Below are 22,671 nucleotides of genomic sequence, written 5' to 3' on the forward strand. Positions count from 1 at the left end.
CGTCCGAAACGATCCCTCGGCCGTTGGTTCTGCGCACGCCCCGCAGAATCGCGATCGCGGTCGGCGGTCATCTTCGCTCCCCCTGGCTCTCCGGCTCGCTGTCGCCCAGCCACCCCAGGAGCACCTCGTTGACCACCTGGGGCCGCTCCTGGTGCGGAAAGTGCCCGGCCCCCTCGACCAGCCGCCAACGGTAGGGGGCGTCGACGTAACGGCCGGACCCGCGAGCCGTCGCCGCGGGCAGCAACGGGTCCCCCCTGCCGTGGATCTGAAGCGTCGGCACCCCGATCGGACGGGCCATCCGGCGCATGAAACGGTACCCGTCCGGACGGAACTGCGAGCGGAACAGCCAACGGTGGTACTCCAGCGAGCAGTGCGCCACCCCGGGAATTCCGAACGCCTCCCGACACAGCCGCTCCGTCCGCGGGTCCGGCCAGCCGGGGCGGGACCAGGCGCGCAGCATCCTGCCGACGAGCGCCGCGTCATCGGCCACCAGTCGCCGCTCCGGAAGCATCGGCACCTGGAAGCCGAAGAAGTGCCGTCCGTGCCAGCCCTGTACCCCCGACAGGACCTCGGCGCGCAACCGCAGAGGATGCGGCATCGACACCACCGCCAGCCGGCGCACCGACCTCGGGAAGTACACCCCCATCGTCCAGGCCAGCAGGCCCCCCGTGGCGTGCCCCGCGACGATCGCGCTCGGCTCGCCGAGCGCCCTGATCAGGCTGGCCGTGTCCGAGGCCAGGTTGATCAGGTCGTAGCCGCGTGGCGGCTTGTCACTGGCCCCGTATCCGCGCAGATCGACCGCCACCGCCCGGTAACCGCCCTCCGCCAACGCGGTGAGCTGGTGGTGCCAGGACCACCAGAACTGCGGAAACCCGTGCAACAGCAGGACCAGCGGCCCCTCGCCGGCCTCCGCGACGTGGAACCGCGTCCCGGCGGCGCTGACCGTCCGGTGCTCCCACGGTCCGTCGACCAGGACCACCGACTCGTCGGACACCCCGCCCCCTCGATCGCCCCGCCGCGGCGGGTTACCTGCCGGCCGACGGATCGCGCCGCAGCACGGCCATGGTCCTCGTCATCGTGGCGCTGGTGCGCGGGGTGCCCTGCAACCGCCTGAGATAGCGGACCCCCACGAACGCCAGGACCCCGGCGACCAGCAGGTAGAACACCGTGACGATGAGGAACGCGAGCCAGGGCTGGAGCCCGAGCGCGGCCAACCCGAGCGCGATGGTGATGGACACCAGGATGAGGACCAGATGGCCCAGCACCGCGGCGACGACGAACAGCCCGGAACTCTTGGCGACCTTGCGCGCGTCGCTGGCGATCTCCAGCTTCGCGAGTTCCAGTTCGAGGCGCACCAAGCGGGAGATGTTGTCACCGGCGTCGGAGACGAGCTCGCCCAGCGAGCGCTCGGCGGCGTCGAGGTCCCCCGGTTCCTGGCCACCCGTCTGGGTCTCGGGCATCGAGGTGGCTCCCTTCAGTCGGACAAACGTCTTCCGCATCCTTGCACATATCCCCTCGCTCAAACCCTCGACGCCACGGCGGCGCCGCGGTAATCGGCTGCCCGGCATCCCCACCTGCGCGGGCGGTACACGGCCGGACCCGGACGGCCACCGTCGGGGCCGGGGCCGCGGGGGAGGCCGTCGGCCGTCGGCGCGTAGGGTGACCAACGTGAATGCTGTGTCAGCCGATCCGCTGGTCCGGATCGCGGAACTTCCCGGTGTCGACGAGGCCGTGCAGGAGGCCCGGGCACTCGTCGACCGACTTCTCGGCCATCGGGTGCTGCGGCGTCGCAGCGCCGACGTCTCCCTGGAGTCGGCGCTGCGCGGCGCGCACGCCTCCGCGGCGCTCGAGGGCGCGGACGTGGCCTTGGAACAGGTACGCGCCGGGGACGTCGAGGACCCCCGGGTCAAGGGGGCGCTGCGCATCTCCGGCGAGCTCGGCGGGCTGGTCGAGACCTGGCGCAAGGCCCCCCGGCAGGTCCTGGCCCGGTTGCACGTGCTCGCCGGCGCCGACGCCGTACCGGCCGAGGCGCTCGGCCGGCCGAGGCTGGCAGGTGAGGAGGCCGGCGACCCCTTCGGTCTGGGCCCGGCGCCCGCCCCCGGACAGGTCGGTGAGCGGATCGAGGCCCTGGGAACGGTCCTGGCGGCCCGCGCCTCGGTCCCGGCCCTCGTGGTGAGCTCGATCGTGCACGGCGAGCTGATGGCGTTGCGTCCGTTCGGCTGGGGTGACGGGCTCGTGGCCCGGGCCGCCGAGCGGTTGACGTTGGTCGAACGCGGCCTGGATCCCAAGTCGCTGGTCTCCTCGGAGCTGGGACACGCTGAGTTGCGCGAGGAGTACGGCGAGGCGCTACGCGGCTACGTGAGTGGTCGTCCCGAAGGGCTGGCGTCCTGGATCATCCACTGTGCCGGTGCGGTGGCGGCCGGCGCCCGCGACTCGTTGGCGACCTGCGAGGCGCTCAAACGGGGGTGAACCCGCCTCCCGCCGTGTCCGGCGTCACTCCTCCGATCGGGGGCGTTCCCCGACGGGGCGGTCCGGCCCGATGACCTGACTCACTTAGGCGAATTTTCCGCCATATCACCCGAAGCCGCCTTTCCCGGCACCGGAAAAGACGGACGGCGCCCCGCCGGCTCCACGGCTGAAACGGGGCGCCGCCACGGCACTTCGCTTCCGGGCTAGCAAGCGTGCATTGTGGTGTTGTCCGACCAGGTGAAACCTGGCCTGGACGAGCCTCCCGCGGCTTGGTGACGCGTGGGTACCCGGTGTCAGTGCCCAGTGGGACAAGCCCACCTCCTCCTTCCTTTCTACGCTTCTTCCCCCCACTTGAAAAGGGCCTCGTCCGACCATTCCCGGACCAGGATGCAAAATGCCGTGGTAACGTTGCGTATTAGATTTGTTACGCGCATCGCGTGCGTGTCGCCTTCCCCGAAGGTGCCCGACCTTCCCCCGGGCACCACGGTGGCGGCACGGGCGCGATACGCCGTTACGGGCGACCGGCACGGGCGTGTGCGCCCACCGTCGCCACTCGACGATCTCCTCCGGATACGGATCCGGCTCTCCCCCCCGGGGCCGGGCCGTGAGACGGCCCCCGCGCTCCCCCCGGCGGGGGCCGTCGCTTTTCCCCGCCTCCGGTTTTCCACAGGTCGATGTCTCCGCTTTCCGTGACGGCCTCCCCACCCGCACCGTGGAGGGGAGTCCCCGCACGGAAGGCCGTCATGGACATCGATCCCCGCCCCGCTCCCCGTCCCCCCGCCCGGCCCGCCGAGCCCCGGCCACTGCTCGTCACCGACCATCCCGCGCTCCTGGACGACCTGCTGCGCCTGGCCGCCGCGGCCGACGTCGAGGTCACCGTCGCCCACTCCGTGAACCATGCCGAACGCGCGTGGTCCACGGCACCGCTCGTCGTGATCGGCGCCGACCTGCTCGCTCCCCTCGCCGCGGCCCTCCCCGATCGCCATCCCAACGCCGTCGTCGTGCTGCCCGCGCCCGCGCGCGCCCCGTCCGGCGGCGACCAGGTGTGGAGCCAGGCGCTGCGCGTCGGCGCCCACGAGGTCATGTCCCTACCCGACCACGAGTCCCGGCTCGTGGACCTGTTCGCCGACGCCGCCGACGGCGGTCCACGGTGCGCCCCGCTCATCTCCGTCATCGGCGGACGGGGTGGCGCGGGCGCGAGCCTGCTCGCCGTCGCCCTCGCCCTCGCCGCGCGCCGGGCGGGGAAGCAGACCGTGCTGCTCGATGCCGATCCCCTCGGCGGCGGGCTGGACCTGCTCCTCGGCCATGAGGACGCGCCCGGAGCCCGATGGCCCGACCTCGCCGCGCGCCGGGGACGGCTCAACTGGCCCGCTCTGCGCGACTCCCTGCCATCGGCGCGCGGGATCGCGCTCCTCGCCTGGGGGCGTGGCCGCCCCTCCCCCGTTCCGGCCGTCGCGATGCAGGCCGTTGTGGCCACCGCGCTACGCGGCGCCGACCTCGTCATCGCCGATCTCCCCCGCGCGTTCGATCCCGCGACCGACGAGGTGTTACGGCGCACCACCCGCGCCCTTCTCGTGGTGCCGGCCGACGTCCACGCGACGATCGCGGCCGCGCGCCTGCTCCCGTTGCTCCGCGAACGCGTCACCGATCTCGGGCTGGTCGTGCGCGGCGCCTCCCCGGCCACCCTCACCGCGGACACGCTCTCCCTCTCCCTCGATCTCCCGCTCGCCGGCTCGCTCACCGACGAACCACGGCTCTCGGCCACCCTGGCCAAGGGCGCCCCTCCCGCGACCGGTCCCCGTTCGCCGCTGGCCGCATTCGGTGACGCGGTCGTCCGGGATATCTGTTCTCGCTCCTGACCTCGACGTTCCCGACACAGGCCGCCCTCCTCCCCGAGGAGACCTCGAGAAGGGACCCCCATGTCCTGCCCTCCTCCCGACCTCCGGCCCGCGCCGCTTCCCGTTCGGCGCCCATCCTCCACGCCCACCCCATGAACACGGTGATCTCCCCCCGACAGCCCCACCTCTCCCCCGGTCTCCTCGACGCGGTCCGCGCCCGGCTCATCCGCGACCGCGTCGATCCCACTCCGGCCCGGGTGGCCGCCGCGCTCCGTGCCGAGGGGGGTGTGCTCGGCGATTCCGAACTCCTCTCGATCGTCCGGGTGCTCCGGGCCGACCTCACCGGTGCCGGCCCCCTCGATCCGCTCCTCAACAACCCCGGCATCACCGACATCCTGGTGAACGGCCCCGATCAGGTGTGGGTCGACGATGGCGGCGGCCTGCGCCGGGTTCCGCAGATCCGCTTCCGCGACGACGGCGCGGTCCGCCGGCTCGCCCAACGACTCGCGGCCCAGGCGGGACGGCGCCTCGACTCCGCCGCGCCATGGGTGGACGCCCGTCTCCCCAACGGCGCCCGGCTCCACGCGGTGCTCGCCCCCATCGCGCCCGAGGGCACCTGTGTCTCCCTGCGCCTGCCCCGGCACCGGGTCTTCTCCATGGACGAGCTCGTCTCCTCGGGAACACTCCCCGCTGCAGGAGCGCACCTGCTCCAAGCCGTGGTGGCGGCGAAAGCCGCGTTCCTCGTCTGTGGCGGCACCGGCAGCGGCAAGACCACGTTGCTGTCCGCCCTGTTGTCCCTGACCCGGCACGACGAGCGGCTTCTCCTCGTCGAGGACTCCGCTGAGCTGCGCCCCGAGCATCCCCACGTGGTACGGCTCCAGGCCCGGCCCCCCAACATCGAGGGAACCGGTGGCGTCGATCTCCACCAGCTCGTCCGTCAGGCGCTGCGCATGCGTCCCGACCGGCTCGTCGTCGGCGAGGTCCGCGGGGCCGAGGTCGTGGACCTGCTCGCGGCCCTCAACACCGGCCACGAGGGGGGATGCGGCACCCTCCACGCCAACGCGGCCGCCGACGTACCGGCCCGCGTCGAGGCGCTCGGATGCGCGGCGGGGATGAGCCGCCAGGCCGTCCACAGCCAGCTCTGCGCCACCAGGGCACTCATCATCCACCTCGCCCGATTCCCCGACGGTGTCCGCCGCCTCACCGAGCTGCACGTGTTGCGTCGCGACGCTAACGGCCTCGTCCACACCGTGCCCGCGATCGAGTTCCCGGCCGAGGGCGGTGTACGCGCGCACACCGGCGTCACCGACCTCGCCACCCGCCTGGCCGGTCTGTGGGCCCCTCCCCCGGGAGAGGGGTGATCCCCGTGCCCGTTCCCCCGTTCTCCCCCGAATCACTGCTCGTCCTGGGAACCGCCGGCTGGACGGTGCTGTGCGCCCTCCCTTCCCCCAGCGCCGTCCGGCTGCGCCGGATCATCGGAAACGCCCCCTTACCCTCGGGTTCCTTCTGGCAACGACCGCATGGGTGGGCGAGCGCGGTCCTCGACCGCGACCGCGCACGCCGGCGCAGGGCCGCCATCGACCTGTGCCGGGCCACGGCCGCCGAGCTTCGGGGCGGCCGTGCCCCCTCCGACGCGCTGGCCTCCGCCGTGGACGAACTCGACGCCTCGGTCGCCGCCGACCTCGGTAGGGTCGTCGCCGCCCTGCGCGGTGGAGACGACCCTGTCCCTGCGCTGTCGCGCGTTGCGGAACTACCGGGGTTCGCCGGGATGCGGCATGTCGCGTCCTGCTGGCGGGTCGCCTACGACACCGGGGCCGGCCTGGCCGATGTCATGGACCGCCTGGCCGACTCCCTCGCCCGGGACGAGGCCCATCTGCGGGAGCTCTCCGCCCACCTCGCCGGCCCTCGCACCACCGCGCTCCTGCTCTCCCTGCTCCCCGTCGCCGGTCTGCTCCTGGCCGCCGCGCTGGGAACAGGCCCGCTGAGGTTCCTCTGCACCACGCCCGCGGGGCTCGTCTGCCTGGGCGGCGGGCTCGGTCTCGACGTCTTGGGCCTGTACTGGGTCCGCCGGATGTCCCGTGGGGTCACGGCCTGGATCGAGTCCCGATGAACCGCCGCCATCGGTTCTCTCCCCCTCGTCGGCCGGCGGGATCGCTCCTCCCGCTGCTCCCTCGCCACACGATCCCGTCCCTCGTCCCCGGCCTCGACGTCCTCGCCGGAGTCCGGCCATGACCGTCTGGGAGCTCCTGTTCGCGGTCTGTCCGACCACCGCCGCCGTGCTGCTGTGGGGCGGCCGGTCCCAGTCGGATCGACGACTCGCGGCGCTGTCGCCGGCGCCGCCCCGCCCCTCACGGCACGGCGGGGGCGCCTCCCCGTGGCGGCCGGGTCTCGTCGTCCGCGCTCTTCTCGCCTCCCTTCCCGCCGTAACACTCGTCTTGACGGTGGGGTTCGCCTGGGGGATCCCCATCGGCGCGGTCGCGGCGGTGGTGGTGTGGTGGCGGCTGGGGCGGGGCGATCCCGCCGGCATCCGCCGGCGGGACACGTGTGCCGTTTCCGCGTTTCCCGTCATCGTGGACCTGCTGGCGGCGGTCCTCAGAGCCGGTGTCACCACCCCCGAGGCGCTCGACGCGGCCGCCACCGCGGCCACGGGTTCCCTCCGGGACGATCTGCGAGCGGTCGCCGAACGGCTACGGCTCGGCGCCGACCCCGTGGCCGCCTGGCACGGCATCGACGCTCCCGCCGAGTTCTCCGCGCTGGGGCGCACTCTGGCGCGCGCGGCCCGCACCGGTGCCCCGGTCGCCGACATGCTGGAGCGCCTCTCCCTGGAATGCCGTCACGCCGCCAGATCCCGTGTGATCACGCTGTGTCAGCGTGTCGGCGTCCTATCCGTGCTCCCCCTGGGGTTGTGCTTTCTGCCCGCGTTCGTGCTCATCGGCGTCGTCCCCCTCGTGGCCGGCCTGATTCCGACCATGGTCATCCCCTGAGCGGCCGGTCCCTTTTATCCACAGGAAGGATTCGCGCCTTTCCCGCCCGGTCCTTCCCCGCCCATCCTGATCACAGGCCAGTCCTCGTCTGGATTGCGCGCCCCTCACTCCACCGGAGGAACCCTTGCCCCGCTTCTCCTCTCCTCCCCGGCGTCCCCCCGGCGTCTCCCGGTCCCGGCGTCACGGCGAGCTCGGCATGTCCACCGCCGAATACGCGCTGGGCACCGTCGCCGCCTGCGCCTTCGCCGCCGTGCTCTATATGATCCTGACCGGCTCCCGCGTGCGCGACGTCCTCACCGACATGGTCACCACCGCGCTGCGCCAGGTGGGGGGATAGGGTGCCCCGTCCCACGGTCCTTCTCCCCGTTCCCCGTCCCGCCTTCCGGCCCGACAGCGACGAGGGGCTGGTGACCGCCGAGATCGCCACGGCCCTGCCCGGACTGGCCCTCCTTCTCGGAATCGCCCTGGCCTCCGTCGCAACGGTGGCCGCCCACATCATGTGCGTGGACGCCGCGCGAATCGGGGCCCGCGCCCTCGCCCGTGGCGACTCCAGCGCCTCCGCACACGCCCTCGCCTCCGGCGCGGCCCCCGAAACCGCCGACATCCGGCTCAGTGTCGACGGCGGCTACGCGCGCGTCAGCGTCAGCGCGCCGGTCCGCCTGGGCTCCGGCCCGCGGCTTCCGTTCATCGTGCGGGGCGACGCCGCCACCCCCCTGGAGCCCCGATCATGACCCCGCCGGCACCGGGCCGAACCCCGGCCGCTCCCCTCCAGGACGACACCGGCTCGGGCACCGTCTGGGTCATCGCCCTGTGTCTGGTCATCTGGTTCGCCACCCTGGCCGCCATAGTCGTCACCGGAGTCCGCGTGGGCCATCACAGGGCCGCCTCAGCGGCCGACCTCGCCGCTCTGGCAGCCGCACGCCACGCCCATCAGGGCCACGGCCCCTCCTGTGCCGCCGCCGACAGCGTCGCCGGCGCGAACGGGGCGCGCGTCGCCGCCTGCGCACTGGACGGGTTGGTCGTCGACGTCCACGTCGAATTCCCCCTCCCCCTGTTCTCAACGCACGCCACGGCGCACGCCCGGGCCGGCCCCGTCATCTCTTCGACGACTCCCGAGGTCCCGTCACCCCCAAAAGGAGATCCATGACTCTGGACTCCACCGTGGCCCCTCCGTCTCTCCTGCGGACCACGGCTCTCGTCTTCGGCCTCACGATCGCCTGCTGTGCCTTCTCCGCCTTTCCCGAACAGGCCGATCCCTTACCGGTCCGTCCGCCGTCTCGCACCGACTCCGGCATCGTGTACCCCGTCGGCCCCGGCACGGCCGCCTCGTCACCGCGGGAAGCGCCCGCCCCGAGCCCGCGTCTCCATCACCCCCGCGTCCATCCAGGCACGTCCGGCGACAGCACCCCCACGCCACCACCCGCGAGGGCCGGACAGGACCCGCGCCCTGTCCCCAACCCCTCGCCCGGAACCTCGGCCCGCCCTCGGGAACACTCCGTCCGCGCCTCTCCCACCGGTTCCACGACCACCGGCTCCAGCCTCGCGGTCGAGTACGGCCGCCTTCCACCACGCTCCCCCCTTGACCGGGGCATGCACCTGGTGGGATCGGTGTCCACCCTGCTGCTGATGCTCATCGCCGTGCTCACCCTCGCCCTGCGGCTCAGCGTGGGATGGCCACGCTTCCCCCCGAGGTACCGAGGCCGGCGCCGAATCGACCGTTGACCGCTCTGAGAGGCCCACCGTGCACGTCCCCGCTCCTTCCCCTCGTGCTCCACACCACCATCGACGGTGCGCCGGGTGCCCGCCCTTTTGCTCCCTCGTCCACGGACCGAACCGTGCGCTCCGACGGCCCGTCAGACGCCACGGCGACCGATCCGCACAGCACCGCCCGCCGCCGGCGGTGGGCGATGCGTGACCTTCTGCCTCCGGCACGCCGGCCCCGGTCCCGGGCAGCACACCGGCGCACGGCCAGCGGCCACGTGGCTCCCGTTCCCCTCCCGCAAGCGTGCTCCCCCCGATCTTCGGCGACCGTCGCGCCGGGCTCCCTCGGCGTTCGCGCGCCGCCGCCCGCTCCGTGTCCCCGGTCCGGACGGTGGCACCTCCGCCGTCCGGGCCGGCTCTCCCTTCGGGTTCCACCCGGTCCACGACCGCTCCGAGCCGAGCTTCCCCTTCCGGAAGGTGTTCCAGCGGGTCGACTCCCGTGCTTCCACCGCACGGGCGCGACTCCCCAACCACGCCCCCGCCGTCGCACCGGAGCACGTCGGGTCGGTGGAACCAGCGGACCGTCTCCGGATCGGTTCCCCAGAGCGGGTATCCGGAGCAGGAGAAGACGCCGTTCCCCCGTTCCAGCGGGTCCACCGTGGTGTCATCGGGCCGCGGCTGCCACCCGGCCCCTCTGGCTCGTACAGCGGTCCCGGCAGCACCGCCCCGACGCACGACCGAGGACCACGGGCGCCCGCCCCTCACCTGCGGGTCGGGCGCGCCATGGCGCGCCCTCACGGTCCGTGGGATCGGTGATCCGGCCCGCACCCGGTCTCCCGCCGGCCCTCCCCCCGCACCTCACCGGCCTCGTCGAGTCGTAGGGCCCGCGAATCCACCAGCCAGTCCCGGTGAGGGGTGACCTCCCTCGCCGCCCCGACAGCCCGCAGGTCTCCAGTTCGGTCACCGGGAACCGAATCCCATCTCTCCCGGCCACTCGTGAAACGCCCCGACCGTCGATCCCCGTCAACGGCGACGACCGGCTCGCCTCAACCCCCTGGACCCACCACCATGTCCCAGCACGATCACGCATCCCCACGGCCGTGGCCGTCTCGACATCCGGCTCCCGGGCACGCGCCGCGGAACACGTGTCATCGCCGGCGCCTTCGTAGTCCGACCACAACGCGCGGTCCGCCTCCGCCGTGATCGCCGTGTCCAGGGCGTCGGGAGCCTCCCGACGCCCGCGCCGGCCTGCCCTCCGGCGAGAAGGCAGGCCGGTCATCAACGTGACCACGGCGCGCAGGTGGTGGGGGGTGGGGGGGATCCCTCCCAGAAGCGGTGCCGGCTCTCTCACACTTCGGACAGGACCTCGTCGAGGAGCCGGAGAGCCCCGGACTTGCTCAGCGGCTCGTTGCCGTTGCCGCACTTGGGCGACTGGATACAGGAAGGGCAACCGTCCTGGCATTCACAGGTGGCGATCGCCTCGCGGGTGGCGGTGAGCCAGTCGCGGGCCGCGGCGTAACCGCGCTCGGCGAATCCGGCACCGCCCTCGTGCCCGTCGTAGACGAACACGGTGAGGAGCCCGGTGTCGGCGTGCAGGGCGGTGGAGACCCCGCCGATGTCCCAGCGATCGCAGGTGGCGAACAACGGCAACAGCCCGATGGCGGCGTGTTCGGCGGCGTGGGCGGCTCCACGCAGCTCCACACCCTCGGCACGGAGCCGCTCGGTCCCGTCCTGCTCGACCGTCCACCACATCGCCCGTGACCGTAGCGTCCGTCGCGGAAGGTCCAGGGGCTGTTCCCCCAGCACTGTTCCGGTGCGCAGGTCGCGTTTGAGGTAGGAGACGACCTGCCGGGTCACCGACACCTCGCCGAAGTGCACCGCGGCCGTCCCCCAGCGTTGGGAACGCAGGGTCGACAGGATCTCGATCTCGGTGACGTCCCGGGCCCAGGTGCCGTAGTCCGGCTCGGCCTCGCGTACGAGTGCGATCCCCTCCTCCAGATCCAGTGTCTCCACGACGTAGGTGAGCCCCTGGTGCAGGTACACCGCCCCCTCGTGGACGGTCGAGTGCGCGGCGGCCTCGTCCACCGTTCCCAGCAGTTGTCCGCTCTCGAAGTCGACGATCTGGACGGGACTGCCTCCCCCGCCGCGGATGTCGGCGAGTTCACAGGCGCGGTCGCGGCGCGTCCAGTACCAGCCCCGGGGGCGTCTGCGCAGCATTCCGTCGCGGACGAGCCCGTCCAGGACCTCGGGCGCGGCCGGTCCGAAGATGTCGAGGTCCTCTGTGGTGAGGGGAACCTCCTCGGCGGCGGCGCACAGGTGCGGGCCGAGCACATAGGGGTTGTCCGGATCGAGCACGGTGGACTCCACCGTGCGTCCGAAGATCGCTTCGGGATGGTGCACGAGGTAGGTGTCGAGAGGATCGTCGCGGGCGACGAACACCGCCAGCGCCTCGCCGCCCCGGCGGCCCGCGCGACCGGCCTGCTGCCACAGCGAGGCCAGTGTTCCCGGCCACCCGGCCATGAGCACCGCGTCCAGGCCGGTGATGTCGACTCCCAGCTCCAAGGCGTTGGTGCTGGCCAGCCCCAGAAGCCGGCCGCTGCGCAGCTCCTCCTCGAGGGCGCGTCGATCGGCGGCGAGATAGCCGGCACGGTAGGCGGCGACATGGCCGGTGAGGTCGTGGCGGCCCGCCTCGCCCAGTGCCCTGCGGGCCGACATGGCCACGAGCTCGGCGCCGCGGCGGGAGCGGACGAACGCCAGGGTGCGCACGCCCTCGGCCGCCAGGGCGGCGAGCAGGTCGGCGGTCTCCGCGGTGGCGGTCCTGCGGACGGGGGCGCCGTTCTCCCCGGCCTGGTCGGTGAGCTCGGGTTCCACGAGGACGAAGTCGACCGCGGCGCGCGGGGAGGTGTCGGTCTCGACCGCGCGGACGGGCAGCCCGGTGAGGCGCCGGGCGCTGTCCTGCGGGGTGGCCGTGGTTGCCGAGGCCAGGATGAAGGTGGGGTCGCTGCGGTAGTGGGCGCAGACCCGGCGTAACCGCCGCATGATCTGGGCGACGTGCGAACCGAAGACCCCCCGGTAACGGTGGGACTCGTCGACCACGATGTAGCGCAGGCGCCGCAGGAAACGGGACCAGGCGCTGTGCCGTCCGAGGATGGCACGGTGGAGCATGTCGGGATTGGTCAGCACGTAGTTGGCGTGGGCCCGGATCCAGGCGCGCTGCTCGGCCGGCGTGTCACCGTCGTAGGTGGCCGCCCGTAGCCAGGGCAGGCCGAGCTCGTCGAGCGCGCGCTGCTGGTCCGCCGCCAACGCCTTGGTCGGTGAGAGATACAGCACGCTGTCCCCATCGGCGACGGCGGAGGCGCACGGTAGAAGGAAGGCGAGCGACTTCCCGGAGGCCGTGCCGGTGGCTATGATCACATTGTCACCGGCGTGGGCGAGGTTGGCCGCGTCCACCTGGTGCGACCAGGGAGCGGTGATCCCCAGCTCGGTAAGCCGCTCCAGCAGGGAGGGTGGTGTCCAGCCGGGCCAGTCTTGCCTTACTCCATGGCCACCTGCCAGATGTTCTACATGTGTCACCTGCGAGGTCCGGGTATCGTCACGCCACAACCGTCGGAGCGTCGACTCCCACCGGTTCACTCGACACCCTCCTCGGCAGAGGCCGCACCTCACAGGACGGCAGATGTATGGATACCGGTTTCAGTGTGGCACCCGGGGGAACACACGCGCGGGGTCGTGGTTTTCTTGTGCGTAGCACGGAGATGAAACGACCAGGCGTGGTTGAATGCCGCCTTGTGGGGTAACGCCCGGCAGAGATCACCCGCGGTTTTGATCGCGGTTCGGCGCTGGAGGACTAGTGGACTTGAAGCTTGATCACCACACCGAGGACGACACCGAGATCGTCGTCGTTGAAGGTGAGATCGACGTCTATACCGCGCCTCGGCTGCGTGAGCTTCTGATCGACCTGGTGAACAAAGGGAACTTCCACCTGGTCGTCAACATGGAGAAGGTCGAGTTCCTCGACTCCACCGGTCTCGGCGTGCTCGTGGGCGGCCTGAAGCGAGTTCGTGCCCACGACGGCACGCTCGACCTGGTCTGCACGCAGGAGCGCATCCTGAAGATCTTCCGCATCACCGGCCTGACCAAGGTGTTCGGCATCTACGGTTCGGTGCAGGAAGCCATCGACAAGCGTAAGTCGAAGTAGTCGCGTAACGAGCGTAGCGATGGCAATCGTCCAGCTCACGATCAGTGCGCTGCCCGCCCACGTCCGTACCGCGCGGCTCATGGCGACCGCTGTGGCCCGGCGGGCGGGTATCGCGGAATCCGCCCTCGACGAGGTTCGTCTGGCGGTTGGCGAGGCGTGCTCGCGCGCGGTGGAGGCCCACCGCGCGCACTGCCCCGACCAGCCGATCCAGCTCGAACTGATCGACAGCGCCGGTCCCCTCCCCGCCACGTCCTCCCATCCCGGTGGGGTGGCGCCGGAGTGGGGCAGCGGGAACGGTGACGGCCCTGGCCGTTTCGAGGTCGTCGTCTCCGACCGGGCACCGGCCAAGGAGACGGCCGACTTTCCGCTCGACTACCACGTCCCCGACGGTGTCAGCGCCTTTCTCGGCGTTCCGACCCCGGCCGGCGGGGTCTCCGGCCTCTCCCCGGACGTGGGGCTGGCGGTCATCATCGGTCTGGCCGACGAGGTGAGCATCGAGCCTCATGACGACGGCACGGTGGTCCGTATGAGCTGGCCGTTGGAGCACGGCGGCCCCGTCTCTCGGGACTCCGTGCAATCGACCGGCTGACACGGAACGGTATCGGTCTTCGGGCGTCTTCCCTCGGGGAGGCGCCCGTTGTCGTGTGGAAGGGTCCGGGACGCGCCGGGAGCGACCGCCTCCGCGGCGCTCATCTGTCGACGTACCCGGAGCGGGCCGTCACCGGATGTCACGGCCCTCAGCGGCCGATGGGACGTTCCCGTCTCGGTGTTGTGGACCCCACGAGGGTTGGGGCCATGGCCTCCCGTGCGGGGACACCGGTCGCGGCCAGGCGCCGGCGGACCGCCTCCTCCTAGGATCTTCCCCGATCGGCCTCTCCCGTCGGGCACGGGGAACGTGGACGGTCCGTGGGCACGCCGCCGGTCACGGGGCGGTCAGTCACACTGCTGGGTCGACACGGGCTGCTCGGCGGTGCGGCCCCTGTCCGCGTTCTCGGCGACCTCCTGCGCGGTGAGGACGTATCCGGTCTCTTCCTCGTTGGTGGCCGCGGCGAACACCACGCCGTAGACCGTGCCCTGCGGCGACAGCAGAGGTCCGCCGGAGTTGCCGGGCCGCACGACGGCACGGATCTGGTAGATGTCGCGGCTGACCTGCTGGGAGTGGTAGAAGTCGGGTCCCTGAGCGGTCTGTTCGGCCCTGATGCGCGCCGGGACGACGGTGAACCCGCTGTCCCGGGGGAATCCGGCGACGACCGCGTCGTCGCCCTTGTCCGCCTCCTCCTCGAACTCCAGGGCCGGCAGCTGCAGCCCGGGAACGTCGAGGACGGCGATGTCCTGTTGGGGGTCGTAGAGCACGACCGTGGCCGCGAGCTGCTGGCCGGACCGGGTGACGATGCGCAGTTCCTGTTCGACGCCGGCGACGACATGCGCGTTGGTCATGATCCGTTCGGGCGCGTAGACGAATCCGGTCCCCTCGACCCGGCGCTGACAGGAGGGAGCGGTGCCGAGGACCTTGACGACGCTACGGCTGGCCTGGCGCAGCCCTTCGGTGTTGAGGACATCGGGGTCGGGGGCGTCCACCTCGGCGGGTTCGCCCGTTCCCAACCCGCTGAACACCTGGGGGAAGGCGCTCTGGTCGACGATCCTGCGGAACGTGGAGAACCAGGTGTGGGCGGTGTCGGGCATGAACCGGTCGACCGTGTGCAGGACCCGTGAGTTCTGGACCTGCGTGGTGACGAACGGAAGGGCGGAGTTGGCGACCGCGCTGCCGATGAGCCAGGCCACGAACAGGACCGACAGCGCGCTGACGACCGCGCCGCCCATCGCGTCGAGTACCCGCGCGGAGTTCCAGGTCACCCGGTTGCGGACGAGGGCCCCGACGTAGGAGGCGAGGAACTGCCCGGTGGCCGCGGCGACGAACACCGTGGCGATGGCCAGGAGCGCCTGCTGGCTGGGGTCCTCGACGAGGCGCTGGATCAGCGACGGCGCGCCGAGCGCGGCGAGCACCCCGCCACCGATGAATCCGGCGAAGCTCAGCACTCCGACGATGAACCCCTGGCGGTATCCCGACAGCGCGAAGACGATGACGAGCACGACGAGGATCGCGTCCAGCACGGCGCCCTCCATCCCGTTACGGTACCCCGCCGCCCGGAGGGACAGGGGGAACAGCGTCGACGGTCTCGGCCGCTCCCCCGACAGGCCACGGCCGCTCCCAGCCGCCCAGGACGAGCAGCCGGTTCAGTATCGCCGCTGTGAACCCCCACACCAGCATTCCCCTGACCCGAAACGCCGGTCCCGTGGAACCGTCGGGGTGACGGGTCAGCAGCCGGTTGGTAGGGTCGGCGAGCTCCGCGACGGGGACGCGGGCGACCGAGGCGACCTCGCCGACGTCGACGGGCCGGACCTCGCTGGGCTCGCGCCACCAGGCGAGGACCGGGGTGACCCGGAACCCGCTGTGGGCGATGTAGAGCTCGGGCAGAACGCCGAGGACGTCCACCCCCGCGGGGTCGAGTCCGGTCTCCTCCTGGGCCTCGCGCAGCGCGCAGGCGACCGGGCCGTCGTCGTCGGGGTCGAGGGAGCCCCCGGGAAAGGCGGGCTGGCCGGAATGGCGACGCAGCCCTGTGTTGCGCTGGATCAACAGGACGTCGGGGCCGTCCGGGCCGTCGCCGAAGAGGATGAGCACCGCGGAGTGGCGTCCGCCCTCGCGGGGCGGGCGCATGCCCCGGGGAACGGGCATGCGGGGCGCGGCCTCGGCCAGCGAGCTCAGCCAGGCCGGGACGGTGATCTCGGGCCGGGCGGTCACGAGAACGGCCCCGGCCGTACGAGCTTGCGGGCGGCGGCCTCGTCCGTGGGCCCCTCGCCGAAGGCCGGGCACCAGTGGGCGAGGGCACAGGCTCCGCAGGCGGGCCGGCGCGCGTGGCAGATCCGGCGGCCGTGCCAGATCACCCGATGGGACAGCATGGTCCAGTCCTTCGGTGGGAATAGTTCGGCGATCTCGTGTTCGACCTTGACGGGATCGGTCTCGCGTGTCCAGCCGAATCGGCGGACGAGCCGGCCGAAGTGGGTGTCGACGGTGATGCCGGGGACCCCGAACGCGTTGCCGAGCACCACGTTGGCGGTCTTGCGCCCGACCCCGGGGAGGGTGACGAGGTCACGCAGCCGTCCGGGGACCTCGCCCCCGTAGCGCGCGCACAGCTCCTGCCCCAGGCCGATGATGCTGTTGGCCTTGGCCCGGAAGAAGCCGGTGGAGCGGATGATCTCCTCCAGCTCCTCGCGGTCGGCCGCCGCGTAGTCGGCGGCGGTGCGATAGCGGGCGAACAGGACCGGGGTGACGGCGTTGACGCGCTTGTCGGTGCACTGCGCGGACAGGATGGTGGCGACCAGCAGTTCCAGCGGGTCGGTGAAATCAAGCTCACAGTGGGCGTCGGGGTACAGGAGGGTCAGCTCCCGGTTGATCCGGCGGGCGCGCCGCACCAGGGCGAGTCTGGTCTCGCCCGTCGGGGTGTCGCGGTCGCCGGGACCCCCGGCCCTCCGGGGTGTTGCGGAGTTGGTCGAACTGTCACGAGACACGCCCCACAGCCTACGGACGTGTACGCCTCCTGGTCCGATATCGGCCAGAGGTGAGCGAGATTATGTCGGCATTGTCGGGGCAACGGCCGGGTTAGCCGCCATCAGGGCGTTATTGCATCTAAGATCGTTAGTGCTGACGTCGGCTGTGGCGGAGCCGGTCGTCACCCGCGCAACGAGCCGAGGTAACGACCCGGTTTCACAGCAGGTGCGATATACGTCACACTGTTGACGGTCAGGCTGCAAGGAGGAAGTGGTGGACGAGACCAACGAGGTGCTGAGCAAGGCTCCCTTGTTCGAGGCACTCGACGAGGATGGAGCCGCGGCGCTGCGCGCCTCGGTCAGCGAAGTGCGGCTCGGCCGGGGCCAGACGCTGTTCTCCGAGGGGGACGAGGGCGATCGCCTCTACGTGATCCTCAGCGGAAAGGTCAAACTCACCCGGACCGCCGTGGACGGCCGCGAGAACCTGCTGAGCGTGCTCGGGCCGGGCGAGATGTTCGGTGAGCTCTCCCTGTTCGACCCGCGGCCGCGCACGGCCAGCGCCGTCGCGGTCACCGACACCGTGCTCGCCGGGCTGGGCCATGACGACCTGCGCCCCTTCATCTCCCAGCAGCCCGAAGTGGCCGTGCACCTGCTCAAGGCGCTGGCCGCGCGGCTGCGCCGGACCAACGACACCATGTCGGACCTGGTCTTCACCGACGTTCCCGGCCGGGTCGCCAAGGCCCTGCTCGACCTCGCCGACCGCTTCGGCAAGGAGGGCGACGACGGTCTGCACGTCCACCACGATCTCACCCAGGAGGAGCTGGCCCAGCTCGTCGGCGCCTCCCGCGAGACCGTCAACAAGGCGCTGGCCGAGTTCGCGCTGCGTGGCTGGCTGCGCATCGAGGCCAAGGCCGTCGTGCTGCTCGACATCGAGCGGATGCGCCGCCGCGCGCGTTAGGCCCGCGCCGCCCTGGCCGTACAACGGACGACAAGCCCGGCATGTGCCGGGCTTGTCGCGTTTGCGGGGTCACTCGGTGGCGAGCTCCACGGGGACGTCGCCTCTTTTGGCGAGGTAGCGCAGTTGCGCCCGAACCGAGGCCCGGGCCGCGGGCAGGACGTCGGGGTCGATCCCGGCGTAGACACGTGCCACGATCTCGTCGCTGGTGGCGGCTCCCGCCTCCACGGCGTCGGTGATCTGCGCCAGGCGTTCCTCGCGATGGCCGATGTAGGAGTCGATCCAGGCCAGGGGTTCGGTGCAGATGGGCCCGTGCGCCGGCAGCAGCGCGCGGATCCCCTCGGCGGCCACAAGGGAGCGCAGCCGCGTCAGCGAGTCCATGTAGGCGCCCAGGTCCCCGTCCTCGGCGAGCACGGTCGTGCCGCGGCCCAGGACGGTGTCCCCGGTCAGCACGACGTCGTCGGCCGGCAGGTGGAACGACACCGAGTCGGCGGTGTGGCCCGGCGTGGCGATCACCCGGAGTTCGAGCCCGTCGACGTCGATCACCTCGCCGTCGGCGAGCCCCTCGGCGCCGATGCGGTGGGCGGGATCGACGGAACGCACGGGCGCACCGGTCAGTTCGGAGAAGTAGGGCGCTCCGGCGCTGTGGTCGGAGTGGCGGTGGGTGAGCAGGGTGACCGCCACTTGGGCGCCCTGTTCCTGGACGGTGCGGGCGACCCGCTCCAGGTGGCGTTCGTCGTGGGGCCCGGGGTCGACGACGACCACGCCGCGGGTGCCGGGTTCGCGCAGCACCCACGTGTTGGTGCCGTCGAGCGTCATGGGGCCGGGGTTGGGGCAGAGTACGCAGCTTGCGCGCAGGGTTCCGGAGCCGTCGATCCTCATCGCACCTCACACTCGTCGCTCAAGGGGAGTATGCCGCCCGCGCAGGACGGGGGCACGCCTGGTGTGCTCCACGTCGTCTCGCGCTCCGACGCGCTCGTTGTTCCTTCCCTGAAACGGTGTCCCGTCCACGGCCCTGCCCCGCTCCGGCCGTCCGCGACGGGTCCGGGTCACTCCGGCTGGTCGTCCCCGTCGGGTAGCAGCACCCTCACCTCGCCGTCGACCTCGCGGAGCTCGGGCATGATGGGGGAGATGACACGTTCGGCCGCGAGCACCTCCGACACCGTGGCGCACTCGGCGAGCTCCCCGAGCGTGATCACGGTCGGCGGCAGCATGGCCAGTTCACCACGACGCCACCCCTCGACCGCCGCGCGTGGGCGCACCCAGGCGACACGGTCGGCCTCGCCCCCCACGTCACGGGTCTGCTGTCCCTCGGGGAGCAGGGCCGCGAAGAAGCGGGTGTCATAGCGCCGCGGTTCGGCCTCGGGGGTGATCCACTGCGCCCACGGCCGGAGCAGGTCCGAGCGCAGCACCAGGCGACGCCGGCGCAGAAAGTCGGCGAAGGAGAGCGTTCGATCGATGAGCGCGCGGCGGTCCTCCTCCCAGTCGTCGCCCCGGGTGTCCGCGACGACCTCGTGGGAGGAGGACCCGGCGAGGAGCACACCCGACTCCTCGAAGGTCTCGCGTACCGCCGCGCACACCAGGGCCCGGGCGAGGGGCTCGTCGGCGCCCAGCCTGCGGGCCCACTCGCCCGCGGGAGGTCCGGACCAGGCGATCTCGGCGTCGGCGTCGCGCGGATCCACGGAACCGCCGGGGAACACGTAGGCGCCGGGCGCGAAGGGCATGGAGGAGACCCGGCGCAGGAGGTAGACCTCCAGGTCCGGAGGGTCCCCGCCCTCGCGCACCAGCATCACCGTGGCGGCGGGACGGGGCTCGACGGGGCGCGCGCCCCTGGCGGGCGTGCCGCGGCCCTGGGCTCCCAGGGCCGCGGACGGACGTGCTGGGCGCGTCGGACGGTGCTGGTCTGCCATGGTCGTCCTCCCCGGGGCACGGCGGCCCCCGCCTTTAGTCGACCTCGACGGTCATCTCGACCTCGACCGGCGCGTCCAGCGGCAGGACCGCCACGCCGACCGCGCTACGGGCGTGCGCGCCGAGGTCGCCGAACACCTCGCCGAGCAGCTCGCTGGCGCCGTTGATCACCTGGGGCTGACCGGTGAAGGCCGGGTCGCTGGCGACGAAGCCGACGACCTTGACCACGCGCCGGATCCGCGACAGCTCCCCGACCTCGGCCTTGACCGCGGCGATGGCGTTGAGCGCGCACAACGCGGCGAGCCCTTTGGCCTGGTCGGGATCGACCTCGGCACCGACCTTGCCGGTGGCGGCGAGCCGACCGCCCTCGAAGGGCAGCTGTCCGGAGGTGTGGACGTGGTCGCCGCTGCGCACGGCCGGCACGTAGGCGGCGACGGGACGGGCCACCTCCGGGAGCTCCAGCCCCAGTTCGGCGATGCGCTCCTCGGGGGTCGCCACTACGCCTTTTCCCTCTTCATGTAGGCGACCAGCTGCTGGTTGCGCGGATCGCCGTCGACGGAGGGTCCCGGGATGACCGAGACCAGCTCCCAGCCGTCCTCTCCCCAGTTGTCCAGGATCTGCTTCGTCGCGTGCGACAACAGCGGCACGGTCGCGTACTCCCACTTCGTCATGAGCGACACCTTACTCATGACGCGCCTCCGATGACCGGTGAGCCCGCCCGCACCGCCGGAATAGGCGCCGTCTCACATCGTCCTGTGGACGAACGGCCCCGGTTCGGAGGGCGACCATAGACTTCCTGGGGTGAGCGCACGCGAACGTGATTGGGACGGTGTCCGCCTGCACGTCGTCACCGGCAAGGGTGGCACGGGCAAGACCACCCTTGCCGCCTCGCTCGCCCTGGCCCTGGCGTCCGGGGGGCGCAGGGTGCTGTTGGTCGAGGTCGAGGGCCGGCAGGGCGTCGCGCAGCTGTTCGACTGCCCGCCCCTGCCCTACGAGGAGCGGCGCGTCGCGGTCGCCCCGCGCGGCGGCGAGGTCCACGCGCTGGCCGTCGACCCCGAGGCGGCCCTGCTGGAGTACCTGGAGATGTTCTACGGCCTGCGGCGGGCCGGCGAGGTGCTCACCCGTTTCGGGGTCATCGACTTCGCGACGACCATCGCCCCGGGCGTACGCGACGTCCTTCTCACCGGCAAGGCCACCGAGGCGGTCCGCCGCCGGGTCCGGCGCGACCGGGCCCGACGCGACGCGCCGGGTACGGACGCGCCCGCCCCGTTCGTCTACGACGCCGTGGTGATGGACGCCCCTCCCACGGGGCGCATCGCCCAGTTCCTCAACGTCAACGCCGAGGTGGCGGGCCTGGCCAGGTCCGGCCCCATCCGCAACCACGCCGACCGGGTCATGGAGGTCATCCGCTCCGCCGAGACGGTCGTGCACTTCGCGACCCTCCTCGAGGAGATGCCCGCCCAGGAGTGCCTCGACGGTATCGCCGAGGTGGCCGGGGCGGGGCTGAACGTCGGCGGTGTCCTCGTCAACATGGTCCGGCCTCCCCTGTTGGACCCCGACACCCTGGCCAGAGCCGCCCTGGGCGAGACCGACACCGCCGCGCTCGTCCAGGGGGTGAAGGCCGCCGGACTGGAGCACCCCGAGGAGATCGCGCGCGGGCTGGCCGACGAGCTCGTCGGCCACGCGCTGCGGGTCCGGCTGGAGTCGGACGTGCGCGACCGGCTGGCCTCCGCCGGCCGTCCCCGTTACGAGCTCCCCCTGCTCACCGACGGTGTGGACCTGGCCGGGCTGTACCGGCTGGCCGAGACGCTGCGCGACCAGGGTGCCGCGTGAACGACCGGCTCGGGAGAAGGAGACCAAGATGAACCCAACCGGACCGCCCCGCCTGGACATCGACGTTCTTCTGGACGATCCCGCCACCCGGATCATCGTGTGCTGCGGTTCGGGCGGCGTGGGCAAGACGACGACGGCCGCCGCGCTGGCCCTGCGGGCCGCCGAACGCGGGCGGCACGCCGTGGTCATCACGGTCGATCCGGCCCGCCGCCTGGCTCAGGCGCTGGGCCTGTCCGAGCTGGACAACACACCGCGGCCGGTGCCGCTGCGCGACCCCGGATCCCGGGAGGACGGTGGGTCGCTGCACGCGATGATGCTGGACATGAAGCGCACGTTCGACGAGGTCGTCGAGGCCCATGCCGACCCCGGCCGAGCAGAGCAGATCCTCGCCAACCCCTTCTACCAGTCGCTCTCCTCCGGCTTCTCCGGCACCCAGGAGTACATGGCCATGGAGAAACTGGGCCAGCTCCGCGAATCGGGCGAGTGGGATCTGATCGTCGTGGACACGCCCCCGAGCAGGTCGGCGCTGGATTTCCTCGACGCCCCGAAACGGTTGGGCCGTTTCCTCGACGGTCGGCTCATCCGCTTCCTGTCGGCCCCCGCGAAGGGCGGGGGCCGGGCGCTGCGCCTGCTCGGCGCGGGCTTCGGGATGGTCACGGGCATCGTCGGCAAGGTGGTGGGCACCCAGCTGCTGACCGACGTGCAACGGTTCGTGTCCGCCTTCGACGCGGTCTTCGGCGGCTTCCAGGAGCGGGCCGAGCGCACCTACCGCCTGTTGCAGGCCCCCGGCACCGCCTTCGTCGTGGTGGCGATCCCCGAAGGGGACGCGCTCCGCGAGGCGTCCTACTTCGTGGAGCGGCTCAGGGGCGACCGGATGCCGTTGGCCGGACTGGTCCTGAACCGTGTGCACTCCACCGGGGTGCCCCAGTTGTCGTCCGTCCGTAGTCTGGCCGCGGCCGAGGCCCTGGACGAGCACGGGGAGCATCCGCTCGCCGCCGCCGCGCTACGGTTGCACGCCGAGAGCGCACGTGTACGCGACGCCGAGTCCCGGTTGCGCGCCCGTTTCACCTCGGTCCATCCGGAGGTCGCGCTGGCCGAGGTCCCGGCCCAGCCCGAGGACGTGAACGACCTCGACGGGTTGCGCGTGATCGGGCGTGCGCTGGCCGACGGCGCGGACCGGCCATGACATCGCGGCCGGGTCGATGGGCGCGTCGCCGCTTCCCGGGAAGCCTCCGAAGC

The 22,671-nt window shown here is 72.1% G+C and carries 24 protein-coding genes; 14 read left to right on the forward strand and 10 right to left on the reverse strand.

All coding sequences use genetic code 11. The features are described 5' to 3' along the window. Window positions 1–67 precede the first annotated feature (67 nt). Together B5D66_RS21190 and B5D66_RS21195 are read right to left on the reverse strand one after the other, a co-directional pair. A complete protein-coding gene (locus B5D66_RS21190; protein ID WP_078763559.1) occupies window positions 68–994 on the reverse strand; it encodes an alpha/beta fold hydrolase in 927 nt (308 codons plus the stop codon). A 31-nt stretch (window positions 995–1,025) separates the two neighbouring features. After that, on the reverse strand, window positions 1,026–1,460 hold the full coding sequence (locus B5D66_RS21195; protein ID WP_235001141.1) for a phage holin family protein: 435 nt from the start codon (window positions 1,458–1,460) through the stop codon (window positions 1,026–1,028). A 199-nt stretch (window positions 1,461–1,659) separates the two neighbouring features. Between B5D66_RS21195 and B5D66_RS21200 the strand changes: the two genes are divergently transcribed. From B5D66_RS21200 to B5D66_RS26375, 9 genes are all read left to right on the forward strand, one after another. Further along, complete coding sequence (locus B5D66_RS21200; protein ID WP_078763560.1) at window positions 1,660–2,469, forward strand: Fic family protein; 810 nt, start codon at window positions 1,660–1,662, stop codon at window positions 2,467–2,469. Window positions 2,470–3,212: 743 nt separating this feature from the next. Next, window positions 3,213–4,328 carry a septum site-determining protein Ssd gene (ssd, locus tag B5D66_RS21205; RefSeq protein WP_078763561.1) on the forward strand — a complete coding sequence of 372 codons (1,116 nt, stop codon included), beginning with the start codon at window positions 3,213–3,215 and terminating at the stop codon, window positions 4,326–4,328. Window positions 4,329–4,459: 131 nt separating this feature from the next. Then, window positions 4,460–5,668 (forward strand): TadA family conjugal transfer-associated ATPase, encoded by a 1,209-nt coding sequence (locus tag B5D66_RS21210; RefSeq protein WP_078763562.1) that lies wholly within the window; start codon window positions 4,460–4,462, stop codon window positions 5,666–5,668. A 5-nt stretch (window positions 5,669–5,673) separates the two neighbouring features. Then, window positions 5,674–6,417, forward strand: a complete 744-nt coding sequence (locus tag B5D66_RS21215) for a type II secretion system F family protein (RefSeq protein ID WP_159457295.1) — start codon at window positions 5,674–5,676, stop codon at window positions 6,415–6,417. 118 nt (window positions 6,418–6,535) lie between these two features. Continuing rightward, window positions 6,536–7,291: a type II secretion system F family protein gene (locus tag B5D66_RS21220; protein WP_078763564.1), complete on the forward strand. Its 756-nt coding sequence runs from the start codon at window positions 6,536–6,538 to the stop codon at window positions 7,289–7,291. Between the two features lie 124 nt (window positions 7,292–7,415). Beyond that, the gene (locus tag B5D66_RS25230; RefSeq protein ID WP_268805619.1) at window positions 7,416–7,628 is read left to right on the forward strand and encodes a DUF4244 domain-containing protein; all 213 of its coding nucleotides are present in this window, start codon (window positions 7,416–7,418) and stop codon (window positions 7,626–7,628) included. Window position 7,629: 1 nt separating this feature from the next. Next, window positions 7,630–8,022, forward strand: coding sequence for a TadE family type IV pilus minor pilin (locus B5D66_RS21230; protein ID WP_235001142.1), 393 nt, complete (start codon window positions 7,630–7,632; stop codon window positions 8,020–8,022). Further along, window positions 8,019–8,438 carry an Rv3654c family TadE-like protein gene (locus B5D66_RS21235; protein ID WP_078763566.1) on the forward strand — a complete coding sequence of 140 codons (420 nt, stop codon included), beginning with the start codon at window positions 8,019–8,021 and terminating at the stop codon, window positions 8,436–8,438. Before B5D66_RS21230 ends, B5D66_RS21235 begins: the two co-directional genes overlap by 4 nt. A gap of 443 nt (window positions 8,439–8,881) precedes the next feature. Then, entirely contained in the window at window positions 8,882–9,013 is a 132-nt protein-coding gene (locus B5D66_RS26375) for a hypothetical protein (RefSeq protein ID WP_268805620.1), read from the forward strand. A gap of 1,326 nt (window positions 9,014–10,339) precedes the next feature. On the opposite strand, the gene B5D66_RS21240 is transcribed toward B5D66_RS26375, so the two are convergent. Next, on the reverse strand, window positions 10,340–12,565 hold the full coding sequence (locus tag B5D66_RS21240) for a DEAD/DEAH box helicase (RefSeq protein WP_078763651.1): 2,226 nt from the start codon (window positions 12,563–12,565) through the stop codon (window positions 10,340–10,342). Between the two features lie 277 nt (window positions 12,566–12,842). On the opposite strand from B5D66_RS21240, the gene B5D66_RS21245 reads away from it, so the two are divergent. Together B5D66_RS21245 and B5D66_RS21250 are read left to right on the forward strand one after the other, a co-directional pair. Continuing rightward, complete coding sequence (locus tag B5D66_RS21245) at window positions 12,843–13,190, forward strand: STAS domain-containing protein (protein ID WP_078763567.1); 348 nt, start codon at window positions 12,843–12,845, stop codon at window positions 13,188–13,190. 19 nt (window positions 13,191–13,209) lie between these two features. Further along, window positions 13,210–13,779, forward strand: a complete 570-nt coding sequence (locus B5D66_RS21250; protein ID WP_078763568.1) for an ATP-binding protein — start codon at window positions 13,210–13,212, stop codon at window positions 13,777–13,779. 344 nt (window positions 13,780–14,123) lie between these two features. Here B5D66_RS21250 and B5D66_RS21255 read toward each other — a convergent pair whose 3' ends face one another. The 3 genes from B5D66_RS21255 to nth all read right to left on the reverse strand — a co-directional run bounded on the left by B5D66_RS21255 (window position 14,124) and on the right by nth (window position 16,664). Beyond that, window positions 14,124–15,302, reverse strand: a complete 1,179-nt coding sequence (locus tag B5D66_RS21255; protein ID WP_078763652.1) for a MarP family serine protease — start codon at window positions 15,300–15,302, stop codon at window positions 14,124–14,126. Between the two features lie 16 nt (window positions 15,303–15,318). Then, a complete protein-coding gene (locus B5D66_RS21260) occupies window positions 15,319–15,924 on the reverse strand; it encodes an NUDIX hydrolase (protein ID WP_078763653.1) in 606 nt (201 codons plus the stop codon). Window positions 15,925–15,986: 62 nt separating this feature from the next. Further along, window positions 15,987–16,664 (reverse strand): endonuclease III, encoded by a 678-nt coding sequence (gene nth, locus B5D66_RS21265; RefSeq protein WP_235001149.1) that lies wholly within the window; start codon window positions 16,662–16,664, stop codon window positions 15,987–15,989. Between the two features lie 346 nt (window positions 16,665–17,010). On the opposite strand from nth, the gene B5D66_RS21270 reads away from it, so the two are divergent. Then, entirely contained in the window at window positions 17,011–17,694 is a 684-nt protein-coding gene (locus tag B5D66_RS21270) for a Crp/Fnr family transcriptional regulator (RefSeq protein ID WP_078763570.1), read from the forward strand. 69 nt (window positions 17,695–17,763) lie between these two features. Here the strand turns inward: B5D66_RS21270 and B5D66_RS21275 are convergent, their stop codons facing one another. The 4 genes from B5D66_RS21275 to B5D66_RS21290 form a co-directional block, all read right to left on the reverse strand. After that, on the reverse strand, window positions 17,764–18,573 hold the full coding sequence (locus B5D66_RS21275; RefSeq protein ID WP_078763571.1) for an MBL fold metallo-hydrolase: 810 nt from the start codon (window positions 18,571–18,573) through the stop codon (window positions 17,764–17,766). A gap of 167 nt (window positions 18,574–18,740) precedes the next feature. Further along, a complete protein-coding gene (locus B5D66_RS21280; protein ID WP_078763572.1) occupies window positions 18,741–19,481 on the reverse strand; it encodes an NUDIX hydrolase in 741 nt (246 codons plus the stop codon). Window positions 19,482–19,635: 154 nt separating this feature from the next. After that, window positions 19,636–20,097 (reverse strand): RidA family protein, encoded by a 462-nt coding sequence (locus tag B5D66_RS21285; RefSeq protein ID WP_078763573.1) that lies wholly within the window; start codon window positions 20,095–20,097, stop codon window positions 19,636–19,638. Next, window positions 20,097–20,270 carry a Sp36 family protein gene (locus tag B5D66_RS21290; RefSeq protein WP_078763574.1) on the reverse strand — a complete coding sequence of 58 codons (174 nt, stop codon included), beginning with the start codon at window positions 20,268–20,270 and terminating at the stop codon, window positions 20,097–20,099. Before B5D66_RS21290 ends, B5D66_RS21285 begins: the two co-directional genes overlap by 1 nt. Before the next feature lie 130 nt (window positions 20,271–20,400). On the opposite strand from B5D66_RS21290, the gene B5D66_RS21295 reads away from it, so the two are divergent. After that, window positions 20,401–21,432, forward strand: a complete 1,032-nt coding sequence (locus tag B5D66_RS21295) for an ATPase BagA (RefSeq protein WP_078763575.1) — start codon at window positions 20,401–20,403, stop codon at window positions 21,430–21,432. A 28-nt stretch (window positions 21,433–21,460) separates the two neighbouring features. Further along, a complete protein-coding gene (locus B5D66_RS21300; protein ID WP_078763576.1) occupies window positions 21,461–22,618 on the forward strand; it encodes an ATPase BagB in 1,158 nt (385 codons plus the stop codon). Window positions 22,619–22,671 lie beyond the last annotated feature (53 nt).

The organism is Marinactinospora thermotolerans DSM 45154, assembly GCF_900167435.1.
GTDB classification, from domain to species: domain Bacteria; phylum Actinomycetota; class Actinomycetes; order Streptosporangiales; family Streptosporangiaceae; genus Marinactinospora; species Marinactinospora thermotolerans.

Excerpts from the sequence above, each read along its gene's own strand:
- ssd (WP_078763561.1), top strand. The coding sequence starts at position 3,213 with ATGGACATCGATCCCCGCCCCGCTCCCCGTCCCCCCGCCCGGCCCGCC.
- B5D66_RS21250 (WP_078763568.1), top strand. The coding sequence starts at position 13,210 with ATGGCAATCGTCCAGCTCACGATCAGTGCGCTGCCCGCCCACGTCCGT.
- B5D66_RS21275 (WP_078763571.1), bottom strand. The coding sequence starts at position 18,573 with ATGAGGATCGACGGCTCCGGAACCCTGCGCGCAAGCTGCGTACTCTGC.
- B5D66_RS21235 (WP_078763566.1), top strand. The coding sequence starts at position 8,019 with ATGACCCCGCCGGCACCGGGCCGAACCCCGGCCGCTCCCCTCCAGGAC.
- B5D66_RS21210 (WP_078763562.1), top strand. The coding sequence starts at position 4,460 with ATGAACACGGTGATCTCCCCCCGACAGCCCCACCTCTCCCCCGGTCTC.
- B5D66_RS21290 (WP_078763574.1), bottom strand. The coding sequence starts at position 20,270 with ATGACGAAGTGGGAGTACGCGACCGTGCCGCTGTTGTCGCACGCGACG.
- B5D66_RS21195 (WP_235001141.1), bottom strand. The coding sequence starts at position 1,460 with ATGCCCGAGACCCAGACGGGTGGCCAGGAACCGGGGGACCTCGACGCC.
- B5D66_RS21300 (WP_078763576.1), top strand. The coding sequence starts at position 21,461 with ATGAACCCAACCGGACCGCCCCGCCTGGACATCGACGTTCTTCTGGAC.
- B5D66_RS21260 (WP_078763653.1), bottom strand. The coding sequence starts at position 15,924 with ATGCCCGTTCCCCGGGGCATGCGCCCGCCCCGCGAGGGCGGACGCCAC.
- B5D66_RS26375 (WP_268805620.1), top strand. The coding sequence starts at position 8,882 with ATGCACCTGGTGGGATCGGTGTCCACCCTGCTGCTGATGCTCATCGCC.
- B5D66_RS21220 (WP_078763564.1), top strand. The coding sequence starts at position 6,536 with ATGACCGTCTGGGAGCTCCTGTTCGCGGTCTGTCCGACCACCGCCGCC.
- B5D66_RS21280 (WP_078763572.1), bottom strand. The coding sequence starts at position 19,481 with ATGCTGGTGCGCGAGGGCGGGGACCCTCCGGACCTGGAGGTCTACCTC.